Source organism: Enterobacter cloacae complex sp. SHL022, assembly GCF_049237785.1.
In the GTDB taxonomy this organism is placed as follows: Bacteria; Pseudomonadota; Gammaproteobacteria; order Enterobacterales; family Enterobacteriaceae; genus Enterobacter; species Enterobacter hormaechei_C.
Window position 1 is genome coordinate 471,346 of record NZ_JBMKJH010000001.1, and the last position, 13,356, is coordinate 484,701.

A 13,356-nucleotide genomic window follows, 5' to 3' on the forward strand; every position below is an offset into this window, starting at 1 on the left:
TTTAGTACGCCGCTTTGTTCACGAAACCTTTGAAAATGGTCAGAAAAACAATCTTGATATCGAACCAGAGGCTCCACTCGCGGATGTACTCCAGATCGAACTCGATACGTTTTTCCATTTTTTCCAGCGTGTCGGTCTCGCCGCGCCAGCCGTTGATCTGCGCCCAGCCGGTGATGCCCGGCTTCACCTTATGGCGCAGCATGTAGCCTTCAATCAGGGTACGGTACTGCTCGTTATGGGCCACGGCGTGAGGACGAGGCCCGACGATGGACATCCCGCCGGTGAACACGTTGATGAACTGCGGCAGCTCATCGAGCGAGGTACGGCGCAGGAAGTTGCCCACGCGGGTGACGCGCGGATCGTTCTGCGTCGCCTGGGTCACCACCTTGTCGTTCTCCATCACCTTCATGGAGCGGAATTTCCACACCATGATCGGCTTACCGTCCATGCCGTAGCGGGTCTGACGGAAGATGATCGGCCCCGGCGAGCTGAGCTTCACCGCCAGCGCAATACAGCACAGCACCGGGGAGATGAGCAGCAGGATCAGGGACGAAAGCACGATATCTTCCACGCGCTTCAGCACGCGGTTAATCCCCGACAGCGGCGTGTCGTACAGCGGAACAACCGGTACCCCGTTCACCTCTTCAATACGGGAGTGGAGAATATTGAAGGTGAAGACATCCGGGATGAGGATCACCGAGCAGGTGGTATCCGCCAGCTCGCGCATCAGTTTCTTGATGCGGGATTCATCTTTCATCTGCATGGCGATGTAGACGTTATGAATTTTGCCGGCTTTCGCATCGTCAATAAGCTGTTCGTAGTTACCAGCCCAGTCGGACGGCACGCCGCCGGGCTTCGCGTCGTGATAAATCCCGACCACTTCAAAACCTAACCACGGCTCTTTGCGGAAGCTGTCGAGCAACACCTGCCCCACCGGCAGATCGCCCGCCACGGCAACGAAGCGACGGTTATACCCGCGGTTGCGCAGCCAGCCCGCGCCAAAGCGGATCAGCGAGCGGCAGACCACCATGCCAATGCTGGTTAACAGATACCAGCAGAGATAGGTCACAAGACGGTTATCAAAATCATGGCTGAACGCCACCAGGCCTGCGCTGAAAATCAGGCTTAAGGTCCAGTTCTGGAGCAGCAGCATCAGTTCGGTGGTCATTTTGACGCCGCGCCATGAACGATAGAAATCGGTCATGCCGCCGATCATCTGAAACACCACCAGCGCAATCAACGCCATCAGCAAGTGCATGTATAAGAACGACTGCCCGCTGACCCAACACACCGCCCACAGTCCGCCGACCATGATGGTGATATCAGAAAAACGCTGCACCATAGAGATTAACGATGCATTCGTTCTCGCTCGTTCGCGCTTTTTTAGATTTGTCATCGTTGTTCCTTTAGTTCTAAACCTTACCCCTCGCCCCTCACCCCGGCCCTCTCCCCAAAGGGGAGAGGGTGTTCAAGTTCCCTCTCCCCTTTGGGGAGAGGGTTAGGGTGAGGGGTAAGGTTTTCTTTTTACTGATTCAACAGCGCCAGAATGTCCTTCGTTCGGGCTTCCATCAGCGCGGTATCGGCGCGGGACTCCACGTTCAGGCGCACCACCGGCTCGGTATTGGACGAGCGCAGGTTAAAGCGCCACTGCGGGAACGCCATGCTGATACCGTCGGTACGGTCAATCTCCAGCGCATGAATGGCAAAGTGCTGTTCCACGCGGGCAATGGCCTCAGCGGGCTGTGCCAGTTTGCTGTTGATCTCACCGCTGGACGGGAACGCCGCCATGCGGTCGCGCACCAGTTCGCCCAGGCTCTGCCCTTTCAGGCACAGCAGCTCGGTCACCAGCAGCCACGGGATCATCCCGCTGTCGCAGTAGGCAAAATCACGGAAATAGTGGTGGGCGCTCATCTCGCCGCCGTAGATGGCGTCTTCCTCACGCATACGCTCTTTGATAAACGCGTGGCCGGTTTTGGACATCACCGGCTCGCCGCCCGCGGCCTTCACCACGTCGACGGTGTTCCAGGAAAGACGCGGATCGTGAATGATTTTCGCCCCCGGGTTTTTCTCGAGGAACGCTTCCGCCAGCAGGCCAACGATGTAGTAGCCTTCGATAAACTGCCCTTTCTCATCGAACAGGAAGCAGCGGTCGAAGTCGCCGTCAAAGGCGATACCCATATCGGCGCCGTGCTCAATCACCGCGTTGCGGGTATCGTCGCGGCACTCCGGCAGCAGCGGGTTAGGAATACCGTTCGGGAAGTTGCCGTCTGGCGTGTTGTGCACTTTGACGAAGGTCACCGGCACGTTCAGCGCCTTAAAGCGGGCTTCAAGTGCATCGACAATCGGGCCTGCCGCGCCGTTGCCGGAGTTAATCACCAGCTTCAGCGGTTTGAGGTTCGCCACGTTGATGTAGCCCAGCAGGTGGTCGATGTACTCTTTTTGCAGGTTAATCTGCTTATAGCTGCCGCGCTTCGCTTCGTTCACCGGCGGGAAGTCGTTGGCCTCGGCCAGACGCTGCACGTCACGCAGACCGGTGTCGCCGCTGATAGGACGCGCGCCCTTGCGCACCAGCTTCATGCCGTTGTAGTCCATCGGGTTATGGCTGGCGGTCACTTCGATACCGCCATCCACGCCCAGGTGGAAGGTGGCAAAATAGATCTCTTCGGTACCGGAAAGACCGATGTCCAGCACATCGACGCCCGCGTCCTGTAGCCCTTTCGCCAGCGCCAGCTTCAGGGATTCGCTTGTCAGGCGCACGTCGCCGCCCAGCACGATAGTTTGTGGTTTGAGGTATTCGCCGTACGCGCGGCCGATGCGCCACGCAATGTCTTCGTTCAGCTCTTCGCCCAGCTTGCCGCGAATATCGTAGGCTTTAAAACAGGTTAATTTTTCCATGATGACCCCTTTTTCAGGCAACAGTTGGCCCTGACCATGTAATGGCCAAATTTATTTTTTTCATTCGTAGGCCCGGTAAGCGCAGCGCCACCGGGCATGATGCGGAGTGCTACACGCGCCCGTAGCGATCCTGGAAGCGGATGATGTCGTCCTCTTCCAGATAGGAGCCGGAACGCACCTCAATTAAGTCGAGCGGAATTTTCCCCGGGTTTTCCAGACAGTGCGTGGCGCCCAGCGGAATATAAATGGACTCGTTTTCACCGAGCAGCTTCACTTCACCGTCGATGGTCACTTTGGCGGTCCCTGCCACCACCACCCAGTGTTCGGCGCGGTGATGGTGCATCTGCACCGACAGCCCTTCTCCCGGCTTCACGGTGATGCGTTTCACCTGATAACGCTCGCCAGCGTCGATGGAGTCATATTTGCCCCACGGGCGGTAGACTTCACGGTGAATATGGTGTTCGTGACGGCCATCGGCCTTGATCTTCTCCACCACTTTTTTAACGTCCTGCACGGCATTACGGTCGGCAATCAGCACCGCGTCTTTGGTCTGCACGACCACCAGATCCTTCACCCCTACCGTAGTGACAAGGCCAGATTCGGCGTAGACGTAGCTGTTTTCCGTTTTGTGGCTGATCACATCCCCGTGATGGACGTTACCCTCCGGGGTATGCGCGCTGATCTCCCACAGTGACGACCAGGAGCCGACGTCGCTCCAGCCCGCATCCATCGGTACCACTACCGCATCTGCCGTACGTTCCATCACCGCATAGTCAATGGACTCTTCCGGACAGGCGAGGAAGGCTTCTTCGTCCACGCGAATAAAATCGAGATCCGGATCCACCACCGCCATCGCTTTTTCGCAGGCGCTTAAGATATCCGGACGGTATTTTTCCAGCTCTTCCAGGTAGCGACCGGCGCGGAACAGGAACATACCGCTGTTCCAGTAGTATTCACCGCTGGCGACATACGCCTGCGCGGTTTCCAGATTCGGTTTTTCGACAAACTGCGCCACGTCAAAGGCCACGCTGTCGCCTTCACCAGGAGTAACGCTGCCGCGGCGAATGTAGCCATAGCCGGTTTCCGGGAGATCCGGCACGATGCCGAAGGTCACCAGCTTGCCGTTCTCAGCGTAAGGAATCGCGGCGCGTACCGCGTCGCGGAAGGCCTCTTCCTGCTGGATGACGTGGTCAGCCGCCAGCACCAGCATCAGCGGGTCGCAGTCCGGGCTGCTGCGTTTTGCCGCCAGCGCCGCAAGGGCAATGGCAGGCGCCGTATTGCGTCCGGCAGGCTCCAGAATGATATTTTCGGTCAGTTTGTTCAGCTGGCGCAGCTGCTCCGCAACGATAAAGCGGTGCTGCTCGTTACAGATCACCACCGGGCTTTCACACTCCACGCCGTGCAGACGGTTAACCGTCGTTTGCAGCATGGTGAGGTCGCCTTTCAGGCACAGAAATTGTTTTGGATAAAGCACGCGGGACAGTGGCCACAACCGGCTCCCGGATCCACCCGCCATTACGACCGGATACAAAGTGGTTTGACTCATGATTTATCCCCGTATATCTGCAATAAATTGGCTCAGCACGTTCTCTTTCTCGAGCGTGCGTTCGGCATATTCACGTGCCACCGTGTTCTCTTTTGGCATGGCGAGTGCCTGCTCAATTCCGGTCACCAGCGCAGGAACCGATTCAGGCTCCACGCAAACGGCAATGCCCGGGTAGCTGTTGCACAGCTGGCCTAATTCTGTTGCGGCTTCTGCCGTAATCACCGCGTTTCCGCCCACTGCCAGAATGTTGGTCAGCTTGGACGGCAGCACCGCATCCGCCGCGCCGCGTTTTTGCACCACCAGATGGCAGTCCGCCATTTTCAGCAGCGCGGGCAGCGCGTCATAAGTCTGAAGCGGGAAGAAGCGGATGTTGGTCAGTCCGCGCTCGCTGGCCATTTTTTCCAGCCGCGCTTTACCCCCGCCCTGCCCGACTATCACGAACATCCACGGGTGTTCGCTCAGCTGAAGCGCGGCGTCAATCACGCTCTCCAGCCCCTGTTTTTCGCCGATGTTGCCTGAGTAAAGAATGATTTTTTGCTCAGCAGGCAACCCGAGCTGCGCGCGTAACGCCTGCGCATCCTGGTCTGTCACATCGCGGAAGCGCGCCACTTCGGACCAGTTCGGAAAGAAGATCACTTTTTCCGCCGGGACGCCCTTCTCCTGCGCCTTGTTCATCATCGAGCGCGAGATGGTCGAGACGTAATCCACGTTGTGCAGGCCGCTGCGCTCAAAGGCGCTGGCGAGCTTCGCCACCTTGCCGCCCTTGCCTTTCCCGGCCATACCCAGCCCGAGCATGGCGTCCACTTCATAATCCTGAATGTGCAGCAGGGTGCGCGCGCCGGAGAGTTTTCCCAGCAGGCGCATGCCTGGCGTGCAGAACAGCGTCGGCACCACGCCGATGATGCGATCCGGCTTCCAGCGACGCTGCGCCATCAGCGGGAAGAAACTGCTCAGGGCAAAGCTGCCCAGATGAATTAAACGTTTCAGCGTCGAGGGCTGTTTCGGCACGTAGAGCGGGCAGCGCCAGACGGTCGCGGCGCCCTCTTCGCGGCGGTAGCGCCAGCTGGAATAGCGTTCGCCTACCTTCCACTCCGGGTAATACGGCGGGGCAGTAATCACCCGCACGTCATGTCCCTGGCTCGCCATCCACTCGACCATCTCGCCGGTGTATTTCCCGATACCGGTAAGCTCCGGCGAGTAGTTAATTCCGTAGACGAGGATTTTCATAGACCTGGCACCTCGGCCTGACGTTCCGCAAGGAAGTACGCCCGACTGTTGTCATGGACGTTGTCGCTTGCCAGCAGCGCCTCTGGCGTTAACCAGCGGTAATCGTCATGCTGAGAATCAGGCAGACGCAGGTCTGCCTCACTCACCTTCAGGCGGAACCCCAGCACGACGTAGTGCGTGGTGAACCCGGTGCCTGAAAAGTTATCGTCATAGAAGTGCTGCCAGACCCCGTAAAACTGGCCCGCTGCCATCGGCAGTTGCAGGCCCAGTTCCGCCAGAGTGAGACGCTCAAACGCATCGGTAAGCGTCTCATCCTTCTGCACGCGCCCGCCGGGCACGAACCAGAAGCCCTGTGCAGGACGATTGGTTCGTTTCCCCAGCAAGAACTCGCCGCGTTCGTTCTCCACGATCAAATCAATTGAGATCAGCGGAGTGGAACGCACTACCGTGGCAAAATCTTCCTGACTTAAAAACATCATTACCCCCGGAAGCGGTGCTGGTTTTCCAGGAACCACTGGTAGGTGCTGGCCAGCCCCTGCTCCAGTGAGACCTCGTGATACCAGCCCAGCTGATGCAGACGGGTCACGTCCAGCAGCTTGCGCGGCGTGCCGTCCGGTTTGGTGGCGTCAAACACCACGCGTCCTTTGTAACCCACCACCTGCGCGATGGTCTGCGCCAGCTCGCGAATGGTGCAGTCCACGCCGGTCCCGACGTTAATGTGCGACAGCATCGGCTCGGTGTTTTCCTGCCACACTTCGCGATCCAGCTCCATGACGTGAATGCTGGCCGCCGCCATATCGTCCACGTGCAGGAACTCACGCATTGGCGTACCGCTGCCCCACACGACCACGTCCGGGGCGTTTTCGGCAGTCGCCTCGTGGAAACGACGCAGCAGCGCCGGGATCACGTGGGAATTGCTCGGGTGGAAGTTGTCGTGCGGTCCGTACAGGTTGGTCGGCATCACCGAGCGATAGTCGCGGTTATACTGACGGTTGTAGGATTCACACAGCTTGATCCCGGCAATTTTGGCAATCGCATACGGCTCGTTGGTGGCTTCAAGCGTGCCCTGCAACAGTTCGCTCTCGGCGATCGGCTGCTTCGCCATTTTCGGGTAGATACAGGATGAGCCGAGGAACAGCAGCTTATTCACGTTGTGCAGATGCGCCGCGTGAATGATGTTGCTCTCAATCATCATGTTCTCGTAGATGAAATCCGCCGGGTAGGTATTGTTAGCGACAATGCCGCCCACCTTCGCCGCCGCCAGATACACCTGGTCGATACGTTCGCTGGCGAAGAAGTCCTGCACCGCTTTGCTGTCAAGCAGGTTCAGCTCGTCGCGGGTGCGAACAATCACCTCCACGTCACCGCGCTGTTCCAGCTGGCGAACAATCGCGGAACCCACCATTCCGCGATGACCGGCGACAAAAATACGTTGTTTTGTCATTCTCAGGACTCCAGCGCGATGGCAACCTCGTAGCCATGAGACTTGAGCAGGGAGTGTTTTTTCGCTGCTTCAAGATCTTTGGCCACCATCTCGGATACCATTTCTTGCAGGGTGGTTTCTGGTTTCCAGCCCAGCTTCTCGTGCGCTTTGGTTGGGTCGCCCAGCAGGGTTTCCACTTCAGCAGGACGGAAGTAACGCGGATCAACCTGGACAATCACGTCGCCTGGCTTCACGCCCGGTGCGTCATGGCCGGTCACGGAAACAACGATACCCTTCTCTTCCACGCCGGTGCCTTCGAAGCGCAGCTTGATGCCCAGCTGTGCCGCAGCCATCTCAACGAACTGACGTACGGAGTACTGCACGCCGGTCGCAATCACGAAGTCTTCTGGCTGCTCCTGCTGCAACATCATCCACTGCATTTTGACGTAGTCTTTCGCATGGCCCCAGTCACGCAGGGAATCCATGTTGCCGAGGTGCAGGCAAGACTCCAGGCCCTGAGCGATGTTAGCGATCGCGCGGGTGATTTTGCGGGTCACGAAGGTTTCGCCGCGACGTGGAGATTCGTGGTTGAACAGAATGCCGTTACAGGCGTACATGCCGTAGGATTCACGGTAGTTCACGGTGATCCAGTAGGCGTACAGTTTCGCCACAGCGTACGGAGAACGCGGGTAGAACGGCGTGGTCTCTTTCTGCGGAATTTCCTGCACCAGGCCGTACAGCTCAGAGGTAGATGCCTGGTAGAAGCGAGTTTTCTTCTCAAGACCCAGGAAGCGAATCGCTTCCAGCAGACGCAGCGTACCCATGGCGTCCACGTCAGCGGTGTATTCCGGGGATTCGAAGGAGACCGCAACGTGGCTCATCGCGCCCAGGTTGTAGACTTCATCCGGCTGTACTTCTTGCAGGATGCGGGTCAGGTTGGAGGTATCGGTCAGGTCGCCGTAATGCAGGTGGAATTTCGGGTTCGCCGCGTGAGGATCCTGGTAGATATGATCGACACGCTCGGTATTAAATGAAGAGGCACGACGCTTAATACCGTGAACTTCATACCCTTTTTCCAGCAGTAACTCTGCCAGGTAAGAACCATCCTGCCCGGTAACGCCGGTGATGAGAGCGACTTTAGACATGTTTATATTCCTCTACTTATGAATTTAATCAGTTTCAACGCGTTCGCGTATCACCACTGCGGGGTTGCCACGGCAAATTTTATTTGCCGGAAGCGATTTAAAAACGCTGCTGCGGGCACCGACTACCGTGCCATCGCCAACAGAAACACCGGGTGCAACAAAGACGTCTGTTGCCAGCCAGCATTTTTCACCGATCACAACAGGCGAAGCGGTAATATCAAAATGCGGGCTCATAAAATCGTGGCTGCCGGTGCACAAATAACACTTCTGTGAAACCACCGAATTTGCGCCAATCGTAATCTCACCAAGGGTATATAACACTGCGTCATCCCCAACCCAGGCGTAATCCCCAAGCGTTAATTTCCAGGGATAAGTAATTTTCACCGAAGGTCGAATGACTACGTTTTTTCCTATTTTTGCGCCAAACAGACGCAGTAAAAATGCGCGCCAGCGGTACAGTATTTGCGGCGACCAGGCAAATAACGTTGCCTGTACAGCCCACCACAGTTGAACTTTAATACCGCTCCCGCCCCGAAAACCTTTCGGTACGGAGAATCCATTTAATTCCTGCATTACGTTTCCTTATATCTCAGGCTTTGTTATATAAGGCTTTCGCTTTACCCGTCGTTTTCAGACGTAAGAAATAAGATAATTCCGCCCAGAACCCTGGCACGCGTAATATTTTACGCTGCACGTTTTTTGCATCCTGGCACAGTTCCAGATTATTTGAGGTTGACACGCCGCCCATTGAAAATTCAGATACCAGTCCTTTAATTCGACGGAACGGGTAGCCAGATTTGTAAAGGCTGGCGGCCAGGGCATAATCTGATGACACTTTATAGCGCAAATCGTAAGGCTGTTTTTTCAGGCCGCTCATTGGGAAGAAAATAGCCTGATGGCTGGCCGGGAGGCTGTGGTAGATATACCAGCCTGGTTTCGCACCGCGCAGCACTTTTTTCCCCTCGCCGAAATCAAGCAGCGCATCACCGATAAACATGGCATCTTCTTTCTGGCGCGCCAGCTGACGGGCAAACAGCGCCACATCTTCATGGAACACATCGCCGGAATTGAGGAAGATGGCGTAACGCCCCTGCGCCATGTTGATGCCTTTATTCATGGCATCGTAAATGCCTTTATCTTTCTCGCTGATGTAACGTAAGTTAAACTCACCGTTGAGTTTTTCCAGGAACTCCGCCGTGCCGTCGTTCGAGCCGCCATCGACCACGATCCACTCAAACGTGAGGCTCGGATCGCGCGCCAGGTTGCGCAGCGAGCGCCAGGTTTTTACCACCCCTTCGTAGTTACGAAAGGCGACAGTAATGACGCTAAGAAACATAAATCACCTCATTTCGTCATACGCTCGTAATATTCAGCGCCTTGCGCAAAATAAACGGACATACAATTAAGAATGCATATTCCGGGCTAAATATTGACCCGGTAAAAAACAACGACACTGGTGTGAACAGATAAAGTTGCACGCGAAAGTTCTGGTTATCACCAAACGCGTTAATCATCATTTTGAAAACTTTAAACAGATACCACAGTGTCAACAGTACGGCGAACCAGGAAAAATAGATAATTAACAGATACAGACCATTGTCTATGGTTTTACCGACATCCGCACCGTTAAAGATTCCGAATGATGCAACATATTCATAAAGTGAGCCGAATCTTACTACGCCATCTATATGGGTTAAGGAATAACCCACCATCACCAGTGGACCAATGATGCGATAATAGGACGATGAACCTTCCGTTCCCAAATCACCCAGACGCTCAGAAATGTACGGAAACGCAAATATCACGCCCACTAAAAATACCGTCAGAGAGATTATCGCCAGCGGCAGTTTTTTCTTAATCGCCTCTTTGTTCAGGTACTGGAACGCCCACTCCAGCAGGTAAAACAGAATAAACGTCATTACCCCGGAGAACGACCCTGACAGAACGATTCCTGCAAGAATCATAGCATCGGTCTTGGGGGTTTTGATACCGAACTGTTTGATGCTGAGCCAAATTGAGATTAATGCCAGAGCAAAAAACGCCGGTTCAAAATAGAGCGCGGTTGTACGCTTGCCACCAAACTTAATGAAGTTCAGTACATAGCTGTTACTGTATATAAGATATTTCGAAATTATTTCCATCAGGCTGCTTCCGCCTGTGAGAATAATTTGCGCCATCTCCATTGCCGCAAGCACAACAATCAGCCCGACGACAATATAAAAGAACCTGAGGATTTTCCTATAATTGTGCGGAGAAATAGTTTTAAAGCGAATACTCCACACCATGCCAATAATGATAACGATATAAACAAACAGCATGGTGGAGGTGACATATTTGCTGGCGTCCAGCGACTGACCAAAGATGTAGTTAAACGCCGTAAGACCAAACCCGATGCCCAGCGCAATCATCAGCTTTTTGAGGTTAAGCTTGTCAACGTAAAGCAACAGCAGAACCGGCAGGAAGGTGACGATAGTGATCGGGAAGCTTTCACCGAGCTGGGCAATCTTAACGTTGACCAGCAGGTAGATCAGCGGCAGCAGCAGATAACTACAGATTCTGATAGAACGAGACATACTCCTCCAGCATCTGTTGTCCACTGTACGCTTTACGGCTGCGGTTGCGGAACGATTCCAGGTCAGTGCCAAAAACAGCCTGCGCGATATCGGCCTTCGACAACTGCACCAGCGGCAGCACCTCGTTTTCACTGAAGGTTTTACCGCCCGATTTCTCCAGCACTTCCCGCGCGGCGTCGCTGTGGGTGGCAATCACCGGCACGCCGATGGAGAGCGCTTCGCACAGGATCAGCGGGTAGTTGTCCACGCGGGAGCTGAACACCAGCGCGTCCATACCGTTCAGCGCGCTCATCAGTTTGCGTTTGTCGGTTTCAAACCCGTGGTTCACCACGTTAGCGCCTTCAAACGGGGAGAATTTGCCAAAGGTATGCAGCTCAATCTTGTCGCCGAGCGCCATAATGTCGCGCACCAGCTGCTGGTTGGTTTTGCCGTCGTAACGCAGGTCATGGGCGACGACCGCAATTTTCGGCTTACCGGCGGTAACGGCTACGGGCGTCAGTTCGGCCAGGATCGCTTCCGTCGCCACATCAATACCGTTGTTGATGATCTGGCAACGCCCTGCTCCGTACAGGCTATTAAAAGCATCCGCCACGTGCTGGCTTGGGGAGATAAAGGTGCAGCCGAGCGAGAGCATATCGCGGAACAGCTGACGCTTACCCTCAACCAGCTGATGCGCGCGATCGATCTTCACCGGCGGGTAGTTGCTGAGCGTAGGGCATTTCTGACAGTTATCTTTCCAGCCTTCGCAGCCGTCGGTAAAGGCGCAGCGTCCGGTCACGCTCCAGTGGTCGTGCAGCGTCCAGACGAATCGGGTATCCGGCTTGTGCGCCTTCACCTTGCCACAAAACGCCACCACCTCTTCCAGATTCAGCCAGTAGCTGTGCAACACGTGAAAGTGCAGCACAACCGGGCCGCGAGTGCGGGTGACGGTGCGGTAGAGATTATTCAGGTTGCCGAACAGGTCGCGGTTAAACAGGCGGAACAGCGCGATATTGGCGACGGAGGTCAGACGTGGCGTCTGCTTCAGCACCTGCGGATAGTTATCATGGCTGACGCTTTTCTTGCCACCTTTGCCGTAACCGTAAACGAAGCGCGACTGTAATCCTTTTTGCAGCGCGCGCTGGTGCAGATCCAGCGCTACGCCTGCCGCCCCGCCCTCTGCGAGGCGTACGTTAAATTGCAGAATGTTCATTTTATCACCTTCACGCGGGCTTTCTCGCCCACCACCAGCGCGTTGTCCGGAATGCTGTCCAGCACCACGCTGCCTGCGCCAATCGTCACGTTATTGCCCACGGTAATGTCCCCGATCATCACCACGTTGGCGCCCAGCTCGACGTTATTGCCGATGACCGGGCAGGCCAGGCTGTCTGGCCCGCGGTTGCCGATCGTCACCCCGTGGCGAATGGTGAAATCATCACCCGCGACGACGAACTTGTTGATGACCACCGCATAACCGTGATGAATGGTAAAGCGGCGGCCAATGGTGGCTGCGGCCTGAATTTCATAGCCAAAAAAGCATTCGGTGATGATGCGGTACAGCACCAGCACCGGCGCGGCCCAGATATTGTTCAGCACATTTTTTTTGCGCCACACCGAGCAAAAGTGCGCAATACGGTAGGCCAGAACCATGCAGCACGGGCGCAGGCTCCAGCTGTTAGCGCGACAATCTTCCAGAAACATTATTTCCCCCGAAGCCCGTCAGCCAGACGCTTGCCGTTACGTACCGACAGCAACGTCAGCAACGTGCGCCAGTTCATGCGCTTGTTACGGATCTGATACAGGGTGAAGAGCTGATACTTTCGGCTGGCACGGTCAAACTTGTCCTTGTGCTTGCGGTAAAAATGGAAGTAGCCCGAGAATTTCTTCGGCGACGAGGTGATTTGCATCTCCCCGTGATTGATGTGCAGGATCTGCGTGGCCTCTTCCACCTTCCACGGCTCGCCGTACTCCACCACCATCCGCAGGAAAATGTCGTAATCCTGCGCGGCCTTCAGCTCGGTATCGAACAGGCACTCCTTAAAGCGCCATGCCCAGGTAAACACCTGATTGCCGATAATGTTGCGCTTGTAGAACAGGCGTCGGGAATACGGTGATTTCGGATACAGCGGCAGGCTGGCCGGCTGCGAATAGACCTCGCCCTGGCAGACATAGTCATTGGCATACAGAAACGCGTGGGTCACCAGCTGCGCTTTGTGCGACAAGAAGATCGACAGACGGTTTGGCGTCCATTCGTCATCGTCGTCGATACCGGTCAGATACTGCCCTTTCGCCTGCATAATCGCCTGGTTGCGCACCGCACACGCCCCGGAGTTGATAGCGTTGTGCGTGTACATCACGCGTGGGTCGTTCAGGTCTTCTACAAACTTTTGCAGTTGTTCGTAAGAGGAGGAACAGTCATCCACGATAATCAGTTCCCAGTTATCGTAATCCTGACGCAGGACCGATTTAATCGCGCGGATCGCCAGCTGCTGACGATTCCATGTCGGCATATAGATAGAAATCAAAGGGCGTTGTGTGGTCATATTTTCCCCTCATCCCGGCCCTCTC

General features: G+C 55.6%; 13 protein-coding genes. All 13 read right to left on the minus strand.

Translation table 11 applies throughout. The annotated features are described in order from the left end of the window. Position 1: 1 nt before the first annotated feature. On the minus strand, positions 2-1,396 hold the full coding sequence (wcaJ, locus tag ACOTZD_RS02285; RefSeq protein WP_003863525.1) for an undecaprenyl-phosphate glucose phosphotransferase: 1,395 nt from the start codon (positions 1,394-1,396) through the stop codon (positions 2-4). 128 nt (positions 1,397-1,524) lie between these two features. Further along, complete coding sequence (cpsG, locus tag ACOTZD_RS02290; protein WP_174402447.1) at positions 1,525-2,895, minus strand: colanic acid biosynthesis phosphomannomutase CpsG; 1,371 nt, start codon at positions 2,893-2,895, stop codon at positions 1,525-1,527. 109 nt (positions 2,896-3,004) lie between these two features. Continuing rightward, positions 3,005-4,441, minus strand: coding sequence for a mannose-1-phosphate guanyltransferase (gene cpsB, locus ACOTZD_RS02295; protein ID WP_003863522.1), 1,437 nt, complete (start codon positions 4,439-4,441; stop codon positions 3,005-3,007). A 3-nt stretch (positions 4,442-4,444) separates the two neighbouring features. After that, positions 4,445-5,668: a colanic acid biosynthesis fucosyltransferase WcaI gene (gene wcaI / locus ACOTZD_RS02300; RefSeq protein ID WP_023314469.1), complete on the minus strand. Its 1,224-nt coding sequence runs from the start codon at positions 5,666-5,668 to the stop codon at positions 4,445-4,447. Further along, positions 5,665-6,144 (minus strand): GDP-mannose mannosyl hydrolase, encoded by a 480-nt coding sequence (locus ACOTZD_RS02305; protein WP_003863519.1) that lies wholly within the window; start codon positions 6,142-6,144, stop codon positions 5,665-5,667. Before ACOTZD_RS02305 ends, wcaI begins: the two co-directional genes overlap by 4 nt. A 2-nt stretch (positions 6,145-6,146) precedes the next feature. Then, positions 6,147-7,112, minus strand: coding sequence for a GDP-L-fucose synthase (fcl, locus tag ACOTZD_RS02310; RefSeq protein ID WP_015572377.1), 966 nt, complete (start codon positions 7,110-7,112; stop codon positions 6,147-6,149). A gap of 2 nt (positions 7,113-7,114) precedes the next feature. Beyond that, positions 7,115-8,236, minus strand: a complete 1,122-nt coding sequence (gene gmd, locus ACOTZD_RS02315; RefSeq protein ID WP_003863514.1) for a GDP-mannose 4,6-dehydratase — start codon at positions 8,234-8,236, stop codon at positions 7,115-7,117. Positions 8,237-8,260: 24 nt separating this feature from the next. After that, positions 8,261-8,809: a colanic acid biosynthesis acetyltransferase WcaF gene (gene wcaF, locus ACOTZD_RS02320; RefSeq protein WP_003863512.1), complete on the minus strand. Its 549-nt coding sequence runs from the start codon at positions 8,807-8,809 to the stop codon at positions 8,261-8,263. A gap of 16 nt (positions 8,810-8,825) precedes the next feature. After that, entirely contained in the window at positions 8,826-9,572 is a 747-nt protein-coding gene (gene wcaE / locus ACOTZD_RS02325) for a colanic acid biosynthesis glycosyltransferase WcaE (RefSeq protein WP_003863510.1), read from the minus strand. Between the two features lie 16 nt (positions 9,573-9,588). Beyond that, positions 9,589-10,809 (minus strand): colanic acid polymerase WcaD, encoded by a 1,221-nt coding sequence (gene wcaD, locus ACOTZD_RS02330; RefSeq protein WP_003863508.1) that lies wholly within the window; start codon positions 10,807-10,809, stop codon positions 9,589-9,591. Then, positions 10,784-12,001 carry a colanic acid biosynthesis glycosyltransferase WcaC gene (gene wcaC, locus ACOTZD_RS02335; RefSeq protein WP_174402445.1) on the minus strand — a complete coding sequence of 406 codons (1,218 nt, stop codon included), beginning with the start codon at positions 11,999-12,001 and terminating at the stop codon, positions 10,784-10,786. The genes wcaD and wcaC overlap by 26 nt, the downstream gene beginning before the upstream one ends. Beyond that, positions 11,998-12,489, minus strand: a complete 492-nt coding sequence (wcaB, locus tag ACOTZD_RS02340) for a colanic acid biosynthesis acetyltransferase WcaB (protein WP_003863505.1) — start codon at positions 12,487-12,489, stop codon at positions 11,998-12,000. Before wcaB ends, wcaC begins: the two co-directional genes overlap by 4 nt. Then, positions 12,489-13,331 (minus strand): colanic acid biosynthesis glycosyltransferase WcaA, encoded by an 843-nt coding sequence (gene wcaA, locus ACOTZD_RS02345; protein WP_017693085.1) that lies wholly within the window; start codon positions 13,329-13,331, stop codon positions 12,489-12,491. Before wcaA ends, wcaB begins: the two co-directional genes overlap by 1 nt. Between the last annotated feature and the right edge of the window lie 25 nt (positions 13,332-13,356).